Source organism: Arcobacter sp. (genome assembly GCF_050300555.1).
Classification (GTDB): Bacteria; Campylobacterota; Campylobacteria; order Campylobacterales; family Arcobacteraceae; genus Arcobacter.
Window position 1 is genome coordinate 1 of sequence record NZ_JBNKXY010000023.1, and the last position, 20,523, is coordinate 20,523.

Consider the following 20,523-nt stretch of genomic DNA (forward strand, 5'->3'; position numbering starts at 1 on the left):
TCATCGATATATCATTTTAACTAACTCTATGAAAATATATTAACATATCTCCATTATTTGTAGTATACGAGTCCTCAGCTTTTTCCGAAATTAAAAATAAACATTCGGCTTTTGCAGATGTTGGAATAAAAGGTGGGATAAGGACATTTGCATTTTTGATTTGTTTAGTCTTTTATCTTTTCTTGTGTTACTTAATAAAATGATAATTCGAACTTTCTTTCTTCCCAGACTTTGATGAAGCCGTAAGTTTTGAATTTATTTTCGGTTACGCCCGAAACTGTTTGAGCGTTAAGAAGAGTGCTAAATGCACTCTTTAGTGAGTTTTGCAGGGCAGAAAATAAATTCAAAACTGGAGGGTAGCTTTGCCTTCATCAACTCGTCTGGTTGCTTTCTTTGTTACTTTCTTTTCAACAAAAGAAAGTAAAGAGCGGAGAGGTTTACCTCTTCAAGAGAGAATAGAAATAATATTAAAACACTACTACTTTATTTCTCCCCTCATCTTTAGCTCTATAAAGAGCCTTATCAGCTCTTGATATTAGACTTTTTATAGTATCACCTTTGATATAAAGAGTAATACCAAAACTTGCTGTTATTTGACCTGTAATAGAAAAACTATTATTTTCTATTGTGTATCTTAGTTCTTCTGCAAGTTTATTTATACCTTCAATATCCGTTTGGGGACAAATAATTACAAACTCTTCTCCACCCCAACGTCCAACTATATCGGTAACTCTTGTTTTTGTTTTTAATATAGTTGCAAACTCTTCAAGTACTTTATCTCCTATGTTATGCCCATGTGTATCATTGATAGATTTAAAATGATCAATATCCAATATAATCACTCCAAAAATATGATTAAATCTATTTGCTCTATTGATTTCACTTTCCAAAGAATCATTAAGTTTTGTACGGTTAAGAAGTTTAGTTAAGTCATCTGTAGAGGCTAGCTTTTCAAGTTTTTTATTTGATATTTCAAGTTCTTTGGTTCGCTCTTTTACAATCTTTTCTAACTCTTCATTTATACTTTTAAACATCATAATTTCATAATACCTATAAAAATAAAGAAGATAAGATACCATCAAGTAAGCTACACAGAAAAACAAAAATGAATATTTATTATAAGGAAATGAAAAAAGAGTAAATGCTAATATAAAAATACTAAGTAGCACTATAGACCACAATATACCTTCTTTGGGACCTCGTATAGAAAATGAAGCTATGGGATAAAGTAAAATAAAAAACATACTATTAATTTCTTGATTTCCATCTATAAATCCAATAATAAATAAAATACTAATAGTAATCATAAAAAATCTAGAATTATATATATATTTATCAGTTTTTTTAGTATTTACAAATAAATATACCATTAGTAGTGAAAAAATATTTAATGCAATTGCTAAGTAGTTTATACCTATTTTATAATATATTGGTGATAATAATACAGAAGTTACAAATCCTATAAGAAGATATTTTTTAAGAAGTTCATTTCTATATTTGTGTTGGTCAAACAAATTATTTCCTAATATAAATTTTCACAATATTAGATTAGTTTATCAAAATAAATATAAATGTATTTAGAATTCTAAGGAGGTTTCACTTTTAATTAAATTTATTATTTTTTCTTTTTATAGTAGATTTTAATTCATTTAACAAAATATTTAACTCTTTTAACAACACTTTATCAACAATATGACCTTTATCATCAATTTTTCTATTTGCCTTTGGTACAGTTAAAATCAATTTTTCATTTATTGTTCCTGTTAAAACTTTTATCAACTTTACAAGAACTTCATTTGCCTTATCTCCACCCATAGCTGAAGTTGAAGCACTTATTACAGCCACTGGTTTATTTACAATTTCAGCACTTGATACCAACCAATCAAGTGCATTTTTTAAAACTCCAGATATTTCAAAAGCATACTCTGGTGTACTAATTATAATCGCATCACTAAATGCAATATTTTTTCTTAGTTCCTGAACTAACAATGGAGAATCATCTTTTTCCAAAGTGTGATTATTTATATCAGGATTAAAAAAGGGAAGGTTTCCCAAATCTTCATATATATTTATGCTTGAATCCATATCATTTAGCGCTTGAAGTATTGCTTTGTTGTATGATTTTTCTCTAAGTGAGCCAGATATTGCTAAGATTTTCATTTTATATCTTCACTTGTTATTTTGGCAAAAGTTTTTGCATATGATTGAGACCAAATCAATATTTCATCAATTACTGGTTTTAAATTATTTCCATATTCACTCAATGAATATTCTACTTTTGGAGGAACATCAGCATATGCTTTTCTGTTTATAAGATTCAATTGTTCCAACTCTTTCAATTTTATGGTTAATGTCTTTTTTGTAATTGGTTGTAAGTATTCAAACAACTCTTTAAATCTAAGAGTATTGTTTTTTAAATACCAAATAATCATAAGTTTTAATTTATCATTAAAGATATCAAAAAATATCTCAGAAGAAGAACTATATTGTTTATTATTAAATTTTATCATAAAGAATTGTACATTATAGTTTCTTTTAATAATCTTAGTTTATTTTAGTAAACTATGCTATAATCAATTATTTCTGACAAAAGAAGGTTTAGAAAAACCTTCTTTTAACTACTTTATTTGATTCTATTCCAAAATGTCATATTTACACTTGACTCATCAATAAGTTCTATATATTTTAAAGCAAACTCATTTTCAAGCCATTTAGAGCAAATTTCTTGTGCTTTTTCTTGAGTAGTTGCAAAAGCAACATCAGCATAAAGACCAGAATCTCCTTTTAATGTACAATGACCTAAAAAACCTTCTTCTTTTTGTAAAAAGTTTTTATCTACTTCATTTATAATTTGAAGCATTTTTTCTTCACTAACTCCTTCTTTTAATTTGAAAGTAGCAAATTCCATTCCTACAAAATTACTAATTTTTTCCAATTGTGTCACAGTTGACTCCTATTAATATATTGAGATATTCCTACCTCTTTATATTTAGACACTTTAAAAATTATTATGTGACACTATAATTCAAATATTTTTTTAATTTCTTTATTTTTTAGTAAATTTGTAGCGAATATTTTCATATCATCTTCATAAAAAGGATGATTTTGATATAAATTTTTATACAACTTCTCCATTGTTAAATCAAGAGCATTAGACTTTGTTTTTTTTCTCTTTTTAATTGTATCCACATAAGTTTCAGTAAACTGCATATTTTTAGGATTGATATAACCTTTTTCAATCAAAGCTTTTGTTTTTTGTTCACATTTACAACTATTTTGTTTATTTATTAAAGAGCATTGGTTATTCATAAAATTATATAAATCACTTCTTGCACGAGATAATTTCTTTCTAAAATTTTCTTTTGAAATAGTAAATATCTCACTTGAAATATCACTATTTATTTCAAAAATATCTCCTATTATCAATATTGCTCTTTGTTCTGGATTTAAACATAAAAGCATCCCCATCATACACCCTATTTTTGCTTCTTCTATCAAAAGCTGTTTAAAAGGTTCATCATATTCATTTGATAAATTTGAGTTTTCCAATTCATTCATTGTATTTGCAAATTTTTCAAAATGAAGTTGGGTGTATTTTCTTTTTTGATTTAAAAATAAGTTTATCATTATGCGATAAGCCCAAGTTTTAAACTCTGATTTTTTTTCAAAAGTATGGATATTTTCAATAATCTTTATCCAAACATCATTTGTTAAATCTAAAGCATCTTCTCTATAATATACTAACCTTAAAGCTAAATTGTATAAATAAGGTTGATATTTTTCTATTAATTCTCTATCAATCACTTTTATCTTCTTGTTTTGCCCAAAAACCAGCTAGAAATCTTTTTTATCATAAGTTCTCCAATATTTTTTCTTATTCTATAAAAATAAACCTTGGATAAAAAGTTCTTATAGCTAATAACAATACAAATGTATATAATAGTGTTGATATATTAAATTCTATAGTTGAAAGCAAAACAATTACTCCACTAAAAATCAAACTTACAAAATCCTAAAAGAGCTAAAAATATAAATACAATTCTAAATAGTGTTCCTCTGTGATTACTCATTTTAACTCCTTAATTATTGCTTCTATTTGACGTCTATGGATAAAAGTATGCATATACATAAAACATGCCCAATCAAAATTATTAAACTCTACAAACCAAGGATGTTTTTTTCGCATTTTTGAATAGTTTTTTTTATGATTTTTAATATACTCTTCATAAGTTGTCATAAAACCAAAAAACTTTTTAGGCTCATCTTTTGTATTTTCTTTTGGTTTTACAGCTTCAATCGTTATATCTTTTGGAAACTCTTGTTCTTTGGATAAAGTATCAATCAGAGCCATTACAGCTGTTCCAGCTATTCTTAAATGCTCCAATGTCATATTTATAGAATAATCACGACTATGATCTTCTATAGCAAAAGCTCTTTTTATTACTACTCTTTTTTGTAATTTCTCTTCATCAATTCCTTCAATCAACTTTTTGATAATATTTACTTCTCTTTTAATCATAAACAGTCCAATATTCCAAGTAAATAACAACCTAACACAAGGAACTAAGAAAAACTTTATAAACAATCTCTCTATCTGTGGTAATCCACCACCTGCTACACCTAAACTCATATGAACTCCTTTTTATTTCTAAAATTTTAGAGTAATTACTCTAAATATTAGATTAAAAGCTCTATTATGCTAAAATTAAACATGAAAAAAATAAAAATAGATACAAAAACAAAAATCTGCGAAAGTGCAAAAAAACTTTTTAATGAACAAGAAACCTTAAGTATTACGACTAATCATATAGCAAAAGAAGCTGGTATTTCTCCGGGAAATCTTTATTATCATTTTAAAAATAAAGAAGATATTATTCTTTATATATATCAAAATCTTTCAAAAGAATTTGAATCCCTCAATAGTTTTGAAGCTATTTTATTAAGTAAAAATCCTATTCAAACTATGAATGAAAATTTTGAATATTATGGGAAGATGTTCTATGAATATCGCTTTTTACTTAGAGATGCTATGGTTTTAATGGCACTGTATCCAAGTTTTAAAGAAGCATTTAAAAAAAATCAAGATAAAAGAATCAATCAAATAGAACTTCTATTACAATTTCTTATCAAAGAAAATATTCTTAAATTTTCACAGGAACAGAACCTAAAAAGACGAGCAAAGTTACATTGGTTTATCACATCTTATTGGCAAGTGTTTGCCTCTTCATCAGGAGAAGTTTCAAAAGAATCCATAAAAGAAGCAAAAGAGATTTTTTTTGAATTTATGATTTACCCTTTTTTAAGTGAAAAAGGCGAAAAGATGTTAAAAGAGTTTTAAAATTTATGTTCTACCAGAATAAAACCGAAGTTTAGTAAACTATGCTATACTAATACCACAACCTTTTAAGGGATTTTCATGTTAGAAAAAAAGTTTAATCTTAAAAGAGATGTTTCTTTAACACTTTTAGTTTTTTATGGACTTGGAAATATATTTGGTGCTGGTATTTATGTGCTTGTTGGAAAAATAGCTGGTATTTCAGGTATTTATATTCCTTTTTCTTTTTTAGTTGCCTGTATTGTAGTACTTTTTACCGCTTTATCTTATGCAGAACTTTCATCTCGTTTTCCCTATAGTGCAGGAGAGGCTTTATATGCAAAAAAGGCTTTTAATTCCAAAACTTTATCTATAGCTATTGGAGTGCTTATTTCACTAAGTGGGATAATCTCTAGTGCAACTATCTTGCATGGATTTAATGGTTATGTTTCACACTTTATCAATCTTCCGCCTTATATCACTTCAACACTTGTCATAACCGTACTTTGTATTGTTTGTATATTGGGGATTGGTCACTCTGTTAAAGTTGCCTCAATACTAACAGTTATTGAGATATTTGGATTGTTGTATATTATTTTTATCGGAATTGATAAACTTCCTTTTGAAACAATTGAGTTCTCAAAACTCATACCTCCCTTTGAAATTTCAGTGTGGCATACCATCATTTTAGGAGCGTTTTTAGCCTTTTATGCTTTCATAGGATTTGAAGATATGGTAAATATCGCAGAAGAGGTAAAAAAACCTACAAAAACTATGCCAAAAGCCATCATAATCGCACTTTTTGTCTCTACTATTATATATATTTTAGTTGCAATAGTATCCATTTTGGCAATTGAACCAAACACTCTAGCCAAGACAAATTCTCCCCTTGCAGATGTATATACAAAACTAACTCAAAAAGAGCCTGTTTTATTAAGTTTTATTGGGACATTTGCAGTTTTAAATGGAGCATTGATACAAATAATTATGGTATCAAGGGTATTTTATGGAATGAGTATGAATAAATGGATTCCTAATATATTTTCTAAGGTCAATGAAAAAACAAGAACACCAATATTTGCCACAGTATTTGCTTCTATTAGTGTCCTTATATTTACACTTTGGCTACCTATTTTAACACTAGCAAATCTAACAAGTTTTTTAATCTTTGTGATATTTACCTTAATGAATATTGCTCTTATAAAAATCAAACTACAAAGAAAAACTCCAGATAATATTATCTCTTATCCAATATATATACCAATCATTGGAATAATTATTAATATTACAATGATTGCTGTTCAATTTATATCTTTGCTATAATAATTCTATTTTAATGCTTCCTCAACACTAACCATCTTAGCAAAAACACTTCCAAGGGCTGCCATAAAAGAGTTATGAACCTCGCTAGCATTTACTTTTTTATCTTGAAAGACTAAATCTTTTGTTGTACAAGCATCATGTAAAACTGTACAATCATATCCTTTATCAAAAGCTGCTCTTGTTGTAGAATCTATACACATATGACTCATCATTCCACAAATAACTAACTCTTTTATATTCAGTTTTTCCAACTCATTTTCTAAAGAAGTTTCTAAAAAACTGTTGGGAAAGTTTTTTTCTATTATTATTTCACTTTTCAGTGGTTTTACATTTTCATGTATCTCTACTCCTTTTGTATTGGGTAAAAAGAAAGTTGCACCTTTTCTAATGTTTATATGTTGTACATGAAATACTGGCATATTATTTTTTCTAAAATACTCCAATACTTTTTTTGCTTTTAAACTAGCTTCCATAGGATTTACTAACTCACAATTTCCACCTTCAAAATAATCATTTTGAATATCTATTATAATTAATGCTTTACTCATCTATTATCCTTTTTGTTAATTAATGTTATTCCAATTATTACTGTTATTATTCCAATTATTACATTTAATTCCATCTTTTCACCTAATAAAAAATATGAAACAATAGCTGCACTAACTGGTACTAAATAAAAAATTGAAGATACCTTTGAAACTTCACCATTTTTAATCATAATATACAATAATGACAAAGCACCTATACTCACTCCCACAGCCATATAAAATAAGGCAATTAAAAACTCACCATTCCAATTTATATGTAATTCTTCAAAAAATAAAAATGGAATAACAAGTATTGTTGAACTTAATGTTTGTATTGCACCACCTGAGTATAAATTCATACCCGTACAATATTTTTTTTGATACAAACTTCCAAAACTAAGACCCAATAAAGCAACAATAGACCAAAAAACTCCTAAAATAGAATCAAATGAAGTATCAAGTTTAGAAACTACCACAAAAGAAACTCCTATAAATCCTATAATTAACCCCAACCAAACTCTTTTATTTATCTCTTCATCTAAAAATCTTTGAGCTAAAAATGTCACAATTATTGGCTGTAAAGCTATAATCAAAGCATTTAAAGCACCTGAAACTCCATAAGATATTGATAAAAAAACACCTATGGAAAAAGTTCCAACCGTCAAACTTCCTGCAAGTGCAATTTGAAAAAATTCTTTTTTACTCTTTGGAATAGGTACTTTTAAAAAATATGCAATAAATAGCAAAATCCAAAATGCAATAAAAAATCTTATACCTAAAAATGCCATAGGTGAAGAGTTTTGTAATCCATATTGGGTGAAAATAAATCCACTTCCATATAAAAAAATAAAACCAAATGGCAAAATTGATTTTTGTATATAAAAACTCATGATATTTTACTTTTTATATATCTATACTCTTGAGTTAAACCTTCAAATCCCCAAGAATCACCATCAACCTCATCTATTGTAATATAACTTGCAACACTTATTTCACCCAAAAGATTTTTAAACTCTTCATAGACAGAATTTATATACTTTGCCTTTTGCTCTTTTGTATTGGTACCCTTGGTAATTTTTATATCTAAATTAAAAGTTGCACTATTTTCACCACCTATACTCCAAGAAGAAAAAGGAACAAACTCTACTAAAACAGAAGTTACTTCTCTTTTTTTATTTAAGATATTAGTTGTTTTATCTAGTACTATGTCAACAATCTTTTCTCTAGTTTCTTCATTTTCTTTTAGGTTTAGTTTTACATTAATATATGGCATATTAACTCCTTTTAAATTTTTTCGGCAAAGCTCATCACAATAAGTACTATAAATGATGAGTATAAAATTATAGTTCCAATTATTTGTGACATTTGCTATCCTTTCAGTTGAATTTAGTTTCTTGACTATATAGTCAAGTGAAAGTATAACAAAATCTTGACCAATTAGTCAAGATTAAAAAGATTTATTTTTTTAGAGAGTTTAAAAAAAGTTCAAGTTGAGAGATACAAGTTTGAAAATAATCACCATCTTGTGATTTTTTTGCAGTTCCTAAACACCCTTCTATTGAGGCAACTATGTACATAGAAAGTGCTTTTGTGTCATTGTGTGAAATTTCATTTTTAGCTATTGCTTTATCTAAAACTTTTTCAAAAATATTTTCAAATCTAATATATACTTTTTCTAAAGCATTTTTAAAATCTTTATCTACAGGAGATAATTCTTGCATTAGATTGTTCAACTTGCAACCACAAGTAAAATCAAAGTTATCTCTTTTTTTAATCATCTTTATCATTTCATCACAAATATTTTCTTCATAATTTAATAATTTACTGTACTTATCTTCAATATATGAATTGATTTTTTCATTAATAACAGCTAGTGCTAACTCTTTTTTTGATTTAAAAAAGTGATACATAGACCCCTTGTTCATATTTGCTTTTTTTAAAATTTTATCAACAGAAGTTGCACTATATCCATTGTGATAAATCTCATCAAAGGCTACATCTAAAAGTTTTTCTCTACTACTCATATTAATTTCTTCTTTGTCCAGCTTTTGGTTCACTTACTTCTTTTTGTAAGTCCACACTTAAATTATTATAAAACAATTCCCCATAGTCTGTCAATCTATTTATTGTTTCATATGCTTGTTTTATATCATTATTGTATTTTAAAGCATCTTGTAAAATTTTTATAATTTTAACTGATTCTAAAAAGTTTACATGAGAAGGTGCTTCAATTGGAGAAGAATAATACTTGTGCATTCTTTCAACTAAGTTTTTATTTCTTATTTCAATAAAAACTGACTCTATCGGAGATTTAAAGAAAAGTACTTTTTGTTTAACATTGATTGAGATATATGTTGTCTCCATCCCATAAATTTTTCTTGAAAAGGAGTCAAATAAAAACAACTTTTTATTGTAATTATTATTAAATAGTTCATAAATAAGTTCAAGTATTTTTATCTTTTCCTCTTTTGTATAAAAGTTTCCAATACTTGCAAAACAAAATGTTAGAATCGATTTTATAGAGTACCACTCTGTTGTATCATAATCATATCTAAGCATTTGATTTATTCTATTTTGTTTTAATTCTTCAATTTCTAAACTTGTTTGTGTTCTATATATTCTTTTTACAGCAGTATCTCTATACATAGGTCCTGGAAATTGTGCTTGAATTACAAACCTTCTATTCTCTTCTATTTCCATAATATATTTTAGTCTTCCACAATAATCTTCATCTATGATTCTTACTTCTTTTTGGGGAATTTGAGTAATTGATTTTATAAATTCTTCATCATTGCAAGCCTCTTCCCAAATATAATCTGGATATCTAAATAATGCACAAATTTTATCTTTGACAGTAGTTGAAGGTTCAACATCAGTTATTCTATCAACCCATGATGTAACTGTTCTTCTATCTTTTTGGATTAATGAAGCAAATTTTGATATACTAAGATTTGACCTTTTATATATTTCGATTATTTTATCTATACTTGTTTTATAAGACATTTTCCATTCCTATTTATATTCTAAGCCTAAATTGTACCATTATTATACATAAAATCAAATATTGTACAATAAAATAAAATAAGTCTAAAAATTGTATTTTTGTTTTCAACTATTATACACTACATCATTTTAACTATCTTGTATACTAACTTTACATAAATTTAAAGGATATACATGAGCGCAGGAAAAAGATTTAGAGAAGCACTAAAAGAAGAAACTCCATTACAAATTGTAGGTACAATTAATGCTTACCAAGCATTACAAGCTACAAAAGTTGGATATAAAGCTATCTATCTTTCAGGTGGAGGAATTGCTAACGCTTCTTATGGTTTACCTGATTTGGGTATGACTATGATAGAAGATGTATGTATTGATATTAGAAGAGTTACATCAATTTGTGATACTCCATTAATCGTTGATGCTGATACAGGTTGGGGACACGCATTTAACGTAGCTAGAACTGTAAAAGAATTTATACGTTCTGGTGCGGCTGGATTACATATTGAAGATCAAGTTGCTGCAAAAAGATGTGGACATAGACCAAATAAAGAGTTAGTTTCAATTGAAGAAATGTGTGACAGAATCAGAGCTGCAGTTGATGCTAAAATGCAATTAGATCCAGATTTTTATATCATTGCTAGAACAGATGCACACGCTAGCGAAGGGCAAGAATCTGCAATTAAAAGAGCAAAAGCTTACGTTGAAGCTGGAGCAGATGCAATTTTCGCAGAAGCTGTTCATACATTAAAAGAATACAAAGAGTTTACTGATGCAATTGATGTACCTGTATTAGCAAATATTACTGAATTTGGTGCAACACCAATGTTTACTACTGAAGAATTAGGTTCAGTTGGTATTGCAATGGTACTTTATCCATTATCTGCATTTAGAGCAATGAATAAAGCAGCTTTACATGTATATAAAGAGTTAAGAGAAAAAGGTACTCAAGAAAGTGTTCTTGATACAATGCAAACAAGAATGGAGCTTTATGATATGTTAGGGTACCATGATTACGAGCAAAAAATGGATGAATTATTTTCAAAAGGTAAAGCTAAATAATTAGCTTTACAAAAAATATATAGTATAAAAACAAAGGAGAGAATATGAGTACTACAACTACAGGATTTAAACCAAAAAAATCAGTTGCACTTTCAGGACATGCAGCAGGTAATACTGCTATTTGTACAGTGGGGAAAAGTGGAAATGATTTACACTATAGAGGTTATGATATTTTAGAGTTTGCAAACACTGCAGAATTTGAAGAAATTGCATATTTAATTGTTCATGAAAAATTACCTACAAAAGCTGAATTAGCTGCTTATAAAACTAAATTACAAGGTTTAAGAGACCTTCCAGATGGTGTTAAAATTGCACTAGAGCAATTACCAAAAACATCTCATCCAATGGATGTTATGAGAACAGGTTGTTCAGTTCTTGGAGCAATTATGTCAGAAGATGAATCTCATCCAAAAGAAGGGGCACAAAATATTATTGATAAATTAATGGCTTCATTTGGTTCTATGTTATGTTACTGGTACCACTACGCATATAATGGAAAAAGAATTAATGTTGTAACTGATGATGAAACAGTTGGGGGACATTTCTTACATCTATTACATGGTGAAAAACCAAGAGAATCTTGGGTTAGAGCTATGCACACATCATTAATTTTATATGCTGAACATGAATTTAATGCTTCTACATTTACTTCAAGAGTTATCTCTGGAACAAACTCAGATATGTTCTCATGTATTACAGGAGCTATTGGAGCACTTAGAGGGCCAAAACATGGTGGAGCTAATGAAGTGGCATTTTATATTCAAGAAAGATACTCTTCAGCTGATGAAGCAGAAAAAGATATTAGAGAAAGAATGGCAAGAAAAGAGATTATTATTGGTTTTGGTCATCCAGTTTATACTATTTGTGATCCAAGAAACGTAGTAATTAAAAAAGTTGCTGAAGATTTATCTAAAGAAAACAATAATACTTTAATGTATGATGTTGCAGAAAGAATTGAATCAGTAATGTGGGAAGAGAAAAAGATGTTCCCTAACTTAGACTGGTTCTCTGCAGTTTCTTATAATCAAATGGGAATTCCAACAGATATGTTTACTCCTATTTTTATTATTTCAAGAGTTACTGGATGGGGAGCACATGCAATTGAGCAAAGAGAAGATGGAAAAATTATTAGACCATCAGCTAATTATACAGGACCAGAAAACTTAAAATTTGTTCCTATTGAAGAAAGATAAGAACTTAAACACTTAATTATTCTAGTGCCACTTTGGCAAACATTATAGGGATAAGCTTTTGCTTATCCTTTTAAATTTAAACTAAATGGATATAAAAAAATGACAAACGAAAAATATCTTAAAGATCTTGAAGGTATAGATGGTGTTAAATACTATGATGTTAAATCAGCAGTAGAAGATATTACACCTGGTTCATTTGCTAAACTAAACTATACTTCAAGAGTTTTAGCAGAAAACTTATTAAGAAAATGCCCTAGTGAAGATTTAAAAGATTCATTAGTACAACTTATTGAAAAAAGAACAGACAAAGATTTCCCTTGGTATCCAAGTAGAGTTATTTGTCACGATATCTTAGGTTTAACTGCATTTGTTGACCTTGCAGGTCTTAGAGAAGCTGTTGCTTCAAAAGGTGGAAACCCAGATAAAGTTAATCCAGTAGTACCAACTCAACTTATCGTTGACCACTCTTTAGCAGTAGAGTGTGGTGGATTTGACCCAGATGCTTTCCAAAAAAACAGAGATATTGAAGATAGAAGAAATGCAGACAGATTCCACTTTATTAACTGGACTAAAGAAGCATTTAACAATGTAGATGTTATTCCTCCAGGTAATGGTATCATGCACCAAATCAACCTAGAAAAAATGTCTCCAGTTGTTCATTTAAATGATGGTATAGCATCTCCAGATACATTAGTTGGAACAGACTCTCATACTCCACACGTTGATGCACTTGGTGTAATTGCTGTTGGTGTTGGTGGATTAGAAGCTGAAAACGTAATGCTTGGAAATCCTTCTATGATGAGGGTTCCTGAAATTATTGGTGTTGAAATTGTTGGAACAAGAGCTGCAGGTATTACTGCAACTGATATTGCACTTTCTATTACATCATTTTTAAGAGAAAACAATGTTATCTCTGCTTACTTAGAATTCTTTGGATCTGGTATTAAATACTTAAATCTTGGAGATAGAGCTACAATTGCAAATATGACTCCTGAATATGGTGCAAGTGCTGGTATGTTCGCTATAGATGAGCAAACTATTGATTATCTAAAAGTAACAGGTCGTGAGCAAAAACAAGTTGAGTTAGTAGAAGCTTATGCTAAAGCTAATGGTTTATGGGCAGACCAATTTGCAAATGCTACATATGCTAGAACTTTAAAATTTGATTTATCATCTGTTTCAAGAAGTTTAGCAGGTCCTTCTAAACCACATAAACTTGTACCTACTTCAACTTTAAAAGCTGAAGGTATTGTAAAAGAGTGGACTCAAGAGGGTGATTTCATCCCAGATGGTGGTATTTTAATCGCTGCTATTACTTCTTGTACAAATACTTCAAACCCAAGAAACGTTGTTGCAGCTGGATTATTGGCTAAAAAAGCAAACTCTCTTGGACTTTCAAGAAAACCATGGGTTAAATCATCTTTAGCACCAGGATCTAAAGTAATTGAAGCATATTTAAAAGAATCAGGTCTTTTACCAGAGATGGAAAAACTTGGATTTGGTGTAGTTGGTTTTGCATGTACTACTTGTAATGGTATGTCAGGTGCACTTGACCCTAAAATTCAACAAGAAGTTGTAGATAGAGATATTTATACAACTGCTGTATTATCTGGAAACAGAAACTTTGATGGAAGAATCCACCCATACGTAAAAGAGGCGTTCTTAGCATCTCCAGCACTTGTAATTGCTTACTCATTAGCAGGAACTATTAGATTTGATATTGAAAATGACTCATTAGGTAAAGATTCAAATGGTAATGATATCAAACTAAAAGATTTATGGCCATCTGATGAAGAGATTGATGCTGTTATTGCAGAATCTATCAAACCAGAAATGTACAATGCAATCTATGACCCAATGTTTGCAAGAGATGGATTAAAAGCTGTTAAAGCAGAGCCATTTTATAGATGGAATCCAAACTCAACTTATATTCAAAAACCACCATATTGGGAAGATGAGTATATGCAAATGCCAGCATTAAAAGGTATGAGACCATTAGGTGTGTTCCCTGATAATATCACAACAGACCACTTATCACCTTCAAATGCAATTTTACCAACATCAGCATCTGGTGAATATTGTTTAAAAATGGGATTACCAGTGGAAGATTTAAACTCTTATGCAACACATAGAGGAGATCACAACACTGCTTCAAGAGCAACATTGGCAAATCCAAAATTATTTAACGAAATGGTTAAAGATGAAAATGGAAATGTTAAACAAGGAAGTTTGACAAAAATTATGCCAGAGGGGACAGAGTCTAGAATGTGGGAAGCTATTGAAACATATACTTCAAGAAAACAACCACTTATTATCATTGCTGGTACAAACTATGGTCAAGGTAGTTCTAGAGACTGGGCAGCAAAAGGTGTAAGACTTGCTGGTGTTGAAGTTTTAATTGCTGAATCAATTGAAAGAATCCACAGAACAAACTTAGTTGGAATGGGTGTATTACCCTTACAATTTAAAGATGGTGAGACGAGACACACTTACAATATAGATGGTTCTGAAACATTTGATATCGTAGGTGAAATCACTCCAAGATGTGATTTAACTGTAGTTATGACAAGAGCAAATGGTGAAAAAGTAGAATTTACTGTTTTATGTAGATTAGATACTTCTGCTGAAGTTGAAGTTTACAAAAACGGTGGTATTTTACAAAAATTCGCGAAAGACGTTATTGCAGGAAAATAAGATGAGCTACCAACCACAATTTAAAGTAAAAGCAACATATATGAGAGGTGGTACTTCAAAAGGTACTTTCTTTAACATAGCAGACCTTCCAAAAGAAGCACAGGAAGACCCAGTAAAAAGAGATAAATTACTTCAAAGAATAGTAGGAAGCCCTGATATTTATAAACAACAAATGGATGGTATGGGAGGAGCTACTTCTTCTACATCTAAAGCTATCTTAGTAGGTAAAAGTACAGTTCCAAATCACGATGTAGATTACTATTTTTGTCAAGTTGCCATTGATAAAGACTTTGTTGATATGAGTGGAAACTGTGGAAACTTATCCAGTGCAGTTGGTCCTTTTGCTATCAAAGAGGGATTAGTAGATAATGTACCTCAAAATGGTGTTTGTTGTGTAAGAATTTGGCAAGCAAATATCAAAAAAACTATTCTTTGTTATGTAACTATGGAAAATGGAATGGTTAAAGAAATGGGAGATTATTACATCGATGGTGTTGCTTTCCCTGCTGAAGAAATTGTTTTAGAGTTTGCTGAACCAGTGGATCCAAGTGAAGAACTGTTTCCAACTGGAAATTTAGTTGATAATTTAGAAGTTCCAGGAATAGGTACATTTAAAGCTACTATGATAACTGCTGGGATTCCAACTTGTTTTGTAAATGCAGCTGATATTGGATACAAAGGAACTGAACTTCAAGTTGATATTAACAATGATGCTGAAGCTCTAGATAGATTTGAAACTATCAGATCATATGCTGCACTTAAAATGGGACTAATCTCAGATTTAAAAGAAGCCCAAACAAGACAACATACACCAAAAATTGCTTTTGTTGCACCTAAATCTGATTTTACAACTTCTTCTGGAAAAGAAGTAAAAGCAGATGAAATTGACTTACATGTAAGAGCATTATCAATGCAAAAACTACACCATGCGATGATGGGAACAGCTTCTGTTGCAATCGGTGTTGCTGCTTGTATTCCAGGAACATTAGTAAATCTTGCTGCTGGTGGTGGAGAAAAATCTGCTGTTGAGTTTGGACATCCATCAGGAACTCTAAAAGTTGGAGCTGTAATTAAAAATGAAAATGGAAAAATTGTAGTTGATAAAGCAACTATGAGTAGAAGTGCAAGAATTATTATGGAAGGTTATGTTCACGTTCCAGCTGGAACAATGGAATAGTTATAAAAAGTTTAGTTTATACTAAACTTTTTATTTCAAATAATTTTCCTTTATTTTTTTCTTTTTTTATTTCTTTTCGTATTTATTTTATATTTTGCATTTTTTAGTTTTTCTATTAAATATGAAGAAATTCTATACATATTCATAACTATCTTTTTATTTTCCTCATTAAGACTCAATTTTGTATTATCATATTTTGAAATTAGCTCAATATAATCGAAATCTTTTAAAAAAGGATACAAAATAACTGATTTTTCTTCTTCTAAAATCCACTCACTTAGAAGTGAAATTACAACTAATTCAGGTATCCATGATGTCCCATCTGAAAGTTTTGTTTCTATTGCTTTTACTAAAGTATCGTAATATACCATTAAAGGTTCTTCTTTTTTAGCAATTATCATTAAGGAAGGATGTTTTTTTGCATTATCAATTAAACTTCTAAGATAAAACGAATTTACGACACACTCTTGTAATTTTTTCATCAATATTTCAAGATTTTCATATACATATTTATTATCTTCTTCATTTCCTATTTCAAATAAATATCCATGTTCATCTATTTGTTTATAAGATTGTTCTAAAGTTGTTCTTATAAATACTAATAAAGCTTCTGTTTTTTGTTCTCTTAGAAGTTTTGGTTTTATCCTATTTGTACATATACTTTTTGCAGTCATATCTCTTTATTTAAAGTTAAAAACTTTTAATCTCCTAATTATTTTATGAATTTACCTTAAAAGAGGGAGAGCTTAAAAGCTTTCCCAATCATCAGTACCATTATTTTTTATTATATTCTCTTCTTTTGATTTCTTTGTATCTTTTTTTGGTACATAGTTCTTTGAATTTATTGGTTTTGCTTTTGCTTCATTTTTACCTCTAAACTCTTTAGCATCAGCATCACTAACTACAAGTTTTGCTATTTGGTCTGTCAATACTGCTACATCATGTGTTTGATTTGCTACCATCGCATTCTCTTGTGTTTGGCTATCTAATTGTGTTATGGCTACATTTATTTGTTCTATTCCACTTAATTGTTCTTTACTAGCTACTTCAATATCAGATATAAGATTTATTGTTTTTGTAATATTCTCATTTAACTCTTCATAACCTTTTATCATATCTCCAGCTATATTTTTACCATGATTAGCTTTTTTTGTTGCATTCTCAACTAATGCTTTTATCTCTTTTGCTGCTTCTGCACTTCTTGCTGCCAAATTTCTAACTTCAGCTGCTACCACTGCAAAACCTTTACCTGACTCACCTGCGGTTGCTGCTTCTACTGCTGCATTTAGAGATAAAATATTTGTTTGGAAGGCTATTTGATCAATTATTGTTATTGCTTCATTTATTGCTGTAACTTGATCATTTATCTCATCCATTGCTATTGTTGTTTGACTAGCTAATTTCTCTCCCTCTTTTGATGACTGGGTTACATTATTTGAAAAATCTGACATTTTTGCTATATTCTCTGTATTATGTCTTATATTAGAAGTTATCTCTTCTAAGGCTGCTGCTGTTTCTTCTAAACTTGCAGCCGCTTCATTTGAGCTTTGATTTAACTTATCTACATTTGCCAATAATACATTTGAACTCTCATCAAGTGTTAATCCATTTGTTTTATTTTCTATTAACATGTCAGTTATAGAATCACCTAATCCGTTAACACCACTTGCTAGTTTTAGCAAATGTTCTTTTAGATTTTTTGTATTTATTTTATTTAGATAATTATATTTTGAATACTCTTCTATTATATCAAGTACATTATCGATATTATTTTCTAAATTATCTGCCATTTTATTCAATACTTCTTTTAGCTGCATTAAGGCAGGATTTGAAACATTTAAATCTAGCCTTTGACATAAATCACCTTGTTCAAATTCACTTAGTACTGATATTGTCTCATCTATAAGTTTTCTATCTTCTTCTATACCTGCTCTTGTTTTTTTGATATTCTCATTTACTACTTTTGCCATATCTGCAAACTCATCATTCCCTTTTTCTTCTAACATCTTTACTTCATCTATTTCTCTATTCAAATATCCGAAAAAGTTTAGCAGTCCTATTTTGAATTCACTTAAAGAATTAGTAATATTTTTCAATAAGAAAAATGAAGATAAAACAAAAATTATTGAAGCAGCTAATACAATTGCTATTAAAGTATTTTTTAATAATTCATTTGATTCATCACGTAATTGTAAAGCACTTTTATTTATCTCATCTAATTTTGATTCAAGTGAAATTCCAACTTTAACCATTTTAGATATAACAGACTTTAATTCAGAAGTTTCTTCCATTATTCCAAGATTATAATCTTGTATTCTTAAAGAAGAGAATATATTAAAATATTCTATATATTTTTTTGACAACTCGCTTATTTCATCACAAATTATTCTATTTCTTTCTAAGCTCAATGCTAATTTAAATGCTTCTACATCAACGTTCAAATTGCTAAAACTATCAACAACTTTTTTAGCATTTACTTCATTTGGTAGCCTTAAAAATTGATATACTAAAATTCTTCCTTTAAGTACATTTTGTTTAAATTGTTCAGTATCAAAAGCTGCTTTATTTCTTATATCAGAAATATTGCTATATTTTGTATAAACTAAACCACTTACAAACATTATTATTACAAACAATGAAGGAAAAATAAGTAACTTTTTCTTCATATTAATTTTATTTAACATAATTGACTCCTTAATTTCAATTTAACGTTATACAAACAACTCTACCATTAAACATTTTGTTATTAAAACTATACCCTTCATCATAAATTTTTATATTTCCAAAGAAGTGCTCTTTAACAATTTTTCTAGCTAATGCTATTTTTTTTGAAATATTAAAATTTTTTAAAAAAGAATTTTTGTCATCACTTTTTGTTGTACCTCCATTGTCTTTAATTTTAATTTCTACTTTTTCATTTACGCTTTTAGCTTCAATAAAAATATGTTTTTCCCTTAAAGTTTTATTTTGTTCCAAAATATAAATAATGTTATTTATGATGTTTAAAAATACTTGTATTAGTTTTACTTCTATACCAACAATTTTGATATCATAGGAGTAATTTATATGAACAAAAATATTATTACTTTTTAGAAATGGTTGTATTAGCTTTGTCATTGTTTGAATACAATTTCCTAAGTTAAATGATTCTTCTATTTCATCATTTAACGAATTTATAAAAATATCTATTGTTTCTATTATCTCTTTAGTATTTTTACTAACTAATTCAAGTGTTTCTTTGTACATTTTTTCATTTGCTAAATTCATTTCTGCATTTAATAAAGTCCCAGAGGACATCGTAAATAGTTGATATAATGGTTCTTTTAATAAGTTTGATAAAACATTTACAATCTTTTCTTCTAAGTCATATTTAGTTTTATTTTTCATTATAACTTTATCCTTAATAATTTTTATTATCTCTTTTTCATGTTAAAAAACTACTATAGTGGGTTGAATTTGGATTTTATAACAATTAAACTTAGCTAAAGATAAACACTATAGTAGGTTCAAAATGTCAAAAAAAAATTTTACCCCACAGGAAATAAAAGCACTACATAAAAAAATTGGTCAAAATGTCAAAAAATATAGACTTTTACGAGGTCTTACCCAACTTGATTTATCCTATGAAATGGGATACAAGTCAGTAAGTTTAGTATCAGCATGTGAACCATGCACAAATGGAAAACATTTCAATGTGGAACACTTATATAAAATAAGTAAAGTATTAGATATTCCCATTTGTTACCTATTTTTAACATCTGAAAATGAAGCTTAAAATGATGGGAAGCTTAAAAACTTTCCCAATCATCAGTGCCATTATTTTTTACACTATTTACTATTTTCTCCTCTTTTGGTTTCTTTACATCTTTTGGTACATAGTTCTTTGAGTTTATTGGTTTTGCTTTTGCTTCATTTTTACCTCTAAACTCTTTTGAATCTGCATCACTAACTACAAGTTTTGCTATTTGATCTGTCAATACTGCTACATCATGTGTCTCTGCTGCTACTGCTGCGTTTTGTTGTGTTTGTCTATCTAATTGTGTTACTGCTGTATTAATTTGTTCTATTCCACTTAATTGCTCTTTTGAGGCATTCTCTATATCTGATATTAGGTTTATTGTTTTTGTTATATTCTCATTTAACTTTTTATATCCTACTATCATATTTCCAGCTATAGTTTTACCTTCATTTGCTTTTGAGGTTGCGTTTTCTACTAAAGATTTTATCTCTTTA

The 20,523-nt window shown here is 28.7% G+C and carries 21 protein-coding genes and 1 pseudogene; 7 read left to right on the forward strand and 15 right to left on the reverse strand.

Annotation, left to right across the window (positions count from 1 at the left end; all coding sequences use genetic code 11):
• Positions 1-467 precede the first annotated feature (467 nt).
• The 6 genes from ACQY5W_RS12555 to ACQY5W_RS12580 all read right to left on the reverse strand — a co-directional run bounded on the left by ACQY5W_RS12555 (position 468) and on the right by ACQY5W_RS12580 (position 4,630).
• On the reverse strand, positions 468-1,514 hold the full coding sequence (locus ACQY5W_RS12555) for a GGDEF domain-containing protein (RefSeq protein WP_428025316.1): 1,047 nt from the start codon (positions 1,512-1,514) through the stop codon (positions 468-470).
• A gap of 88 nt (positions 1,515-1,602) precedes the next feature.
• Positions 1,603-2,160 (reverse strand): NADPH-dependent FMN reductase, encoded by a 558-nt coding sequence (locus ACQY5W_RS12560; protein WP_428025317.1) that lies wholly within the window; start codon positions 2,158-2,160, stop codon positions 1,603-1,605.
• Positions 2,157-2,510 (reverse strand): winged helix-turn-helix transcriptional regulator, encoded by a 354-nt coding sequence (locus ACQY5W_RS12565; RefSeq protein WP_428025318.1) that lies wholly within the window; start codon positions 2,508-2,510, stop codon positions 2,157-2,159. The genes ACQY5W_RS12560 and ACQY5W_RS12565 overlap by 4 nt, the downstream gene beginning before the upstream one ends.
• A 113-nt stretch (positions 2,511-2,623) precedes the next feature.
• Positions 2,624-2,944 carry a hypothetical protein gene (locus tag ACQY5W_RS12570; RefSeq protein ID WP_428025319.1) on the reverse strand — a complete coding sequence of 107 codons (321 nt, stop codon included), beginning with the start codon at positions 2,942-2,944 and terminating at the stop codon, positions 2,624-2,626.
• A gap of 74 nt (positions 2,945-3,018) precedes the next feature.
• Positions 3,019-3,804: an RNA polymerase sigma factor gene (locus ACQY5W_RS12575; protein ID WP_428025320.1), complete on the reverse strand. Its 786-nt coding sequence runs from the start codon at positions 3,802-3,804 to the stop codon at positions 3,019-3,021.
• Positions 3,805-4,066: 262 nt separating this feature from the next.
• Entirely contained in the window at positions 4,067-4,630 is a 564-nt protein-coding gene (locus tag ACQY5W_RS12580) for a hypothetical protein (protein ID WP_428025321.1), read from the reverse strand.
• Positions 4,631-4,696: 66 nt separating this feature from the next.
• Here ACQY5W_RS12580 and ACQY5W_RS12585 point away from each other — a divergent pair, with 66 nt between their 5' ends.
• The gene (locus ACQY5W_RS12585) at positions 4,697-5,338 is read left to right on the forward strand and encodes a TetR/AcrR family transcriptional regulator (protein WP_428025322.1); all 642 of its coding nucleotides are present in this window, start codon (positions 4,697-4,699) and stop codon (positions 5,336-5,338) included.
• A gap of 78 nt (positions 5,339-5,416) precedes the next feature.
• Entirely contained in the window at positions 5,417-6,637 is a 1,221-nt protein-coding gene (locus ACQY5W_RS12590; RefSeq protein WP_428025323.1) for an APC family permease, read from the forward strand.
• Positions 6,638-6,642: 5 nt separating this feature from the next.
• Here the strand turns inward: ACQY5W_RS12590 and ACQY5W_RS12595 are convergent, their stop codons facing one another.
• From ACQY5W_RS12595 to ACQY5W_RS12615, 5 genes are all read right to left on the reverse strand, one after another.
• Complete coding sequence (locus tag ACQY5W_RS12595; protein WP_428025324.1) at positions 6,643-7,185, reverse strand: cysteine hydrolase family protein; 543 nt, start codon at positions 7,183-7,185, stop codon at positions 6,643-6,645.
• The gene (locus ACQY5W_RS12600; protein WP_428025325.1) at positions 7,182-8,054 is read right to left on the reverse strand and encodes a DMT family transporter; all 873 of its coding nucleotides are present in this window, start codon (positions 8,052-8,054) and stop codon (positions 7,182-7,184) included. Before ACQY5W_RS12600 ends, ACQY5W_RS12595 begins: the two co-directional genes overlap by 4 nt.
• Positions 8,051-8,437, reverse strand: a complete 387-nt coding sequence (locus ACQY5W_RS12605; protein ID WP_428025326.1) for a tautomerase family protein — start codon at positions 8,435-8,437, stop codon at positions 8,051-8,053. Before ACQY5W_RS12605 ends, ACQY5W_RS12600 begins: the two co-directional genes overlap by 4 nt.
• A 184-nt stretch (positions 8,438-8,621) precedes the next feature.
• Positions 8,622-9,188 carry a TetR/AcrR family transcriptional regulator gene (locus tag ACQY5W_RS12610; protein ID WP_428025327.1) on the reverse strand — a complete coding sequence of 189 codons (567 nt, stop codon included), beginning with the start codon at positions 9,186-9,188 and terminating at the stop codon, positions 8,622-8,624.
• Between the two features lies 1 nt (position 9,189).
• A complete protein-coding gene (locus ACQY5W_RS12615; protein ID WP_428025328.1) occupies positions 9,190-10,167 on the reverse strand; it encodes a hypothetical protein in 978 nt (325 codons plus the stop codon).
• Positions 10,168-10,341: 174 nt separating this feature from the next.
• On the opposite strand from ACQY5W_RS12615, the gene prpB reads away from it, so the two are divergent.
• From prpB to prpF, 4 genes are all read left to right on the forward strand, one after another.
• A complete protein-coding gene (prpB, locus tag ACQY5W_RS12620) occupies positions 10,342-11,226 on the forward strand; it encodes a methylisocitrate lyase (protein ID WP_428025329.1) in 885 nt (294 codons plus the stop codon).
• Positions 11,227-11,270: 44 nt separating this feature from the next.
• Positions 11,271-12,419, forward strand: coding sequence for a bifunctional 2-methylcitrate synthase/citrate synthase (gene prpC / locus ACQY5W_RS12625; RefSeq protein WP_428025330.1), 1,149 nt, complete (start codon positions 11,271-11,273; stop codon positions 12,417-12,419).
• A 99-nt stretch (positions 12,420-12,518) separates the two neighbouring features.
• On the forward strand, positions 12,519-15,113 hold the full coding sequence (acnD, locus tag ACQY5W_RS12630) for a Fe/S-dependent 2-methylisocitrate dehydratase AcnD (RefSeq protein ID WP_428025331.1): 2,595 nt from the start codon (positions 12,519-12,521) through the stop codon (positions 15,111-15,113).
• Between the two features lies 1 nt (position 15,114).
• Entirely contained in the window at positions 15,115-16,290 is a 1,176-nt protein-coding gene (gene prpF / locus ACQY5W_RS12635; protein ID WP_428025332.1) for a 2-methylaconitate cis-trans isomerase PrpF, read from the forward strand.
• A 50-nt stretch (positions 16,291-16,340) separates the two neighbouring features.
• On the opposite strand, the gene ACQY5W_RS12640 is transcribed toward prpF, so the two are convergent.
• The 3 genes from ACQY5W_RS12640 to ACQY5W_RS12650 form a co-directional block, all read right to left on the reverse strand.
• Positions 16,341-16,964: a hypothetical protein gene (locus tag ACQY5W_RS12640; protein ID WP_428025333.1), complete on the reverse strand. Its 624-nt coding sequence runs from the start codon at positions 16,962-16,964 to the stop codon at positions 16,341-16,343.
• 72 nt (positions 16,965-17,036) lie between these two features.
• Complete coding sequence (locus ACQY5W_RS12645; protein ID WP_428025334.1) at positions 17,037-18,974, reverse strand: methyl-accepting chemotaxis protein; 1,938 nt, start codon at positions 18,972-18,974, stop codon at positions 17,037-17,039.
• Between the two features lie 16 nt (positions 18,975-18,990).
• On the reverse strand, positions 18,991-19,677 hold the full coding sequence (locus ACQY5W_RS12650) for a hypothetical protein (protein WP_428025335.1): 687 nt from the start codon (positions 19,675-19,677) through the stop codon (positions 18,991-18,993).
• A 124-nt stretch (positions 19,678-19,801) separates the two neighbouring features.
• Between ACQY5W_RS12650 and ACQY5W_RS12655 the strand changes: the two genes are divergently transcribed.
• The gene (locus ACQY5W_RS12655) at positions 19,802-20,065 is read left to right on the forward strand and encodes a helix-turn-helix domain-containing protein (protein WP_428025336.1); all 264 of its coding nucleotides are present in this window, start codon (positions 19,802-19,804) and stop codon (positions 20,063-20,065) included.
• 13 nt (positions 20,066-20,078) lie between these two features.
• On the opposite strand, the pseudogene ACQY5W_RS12660 reads toward ACQY5W_RS12655, so the two are convergent.
• A pseudogene (locus ACQY5W_RS12660) lies at positions 20,079-20,523 on the reverse strand (methyl-accepting chemotaxis protein); the annotation flags it as partial.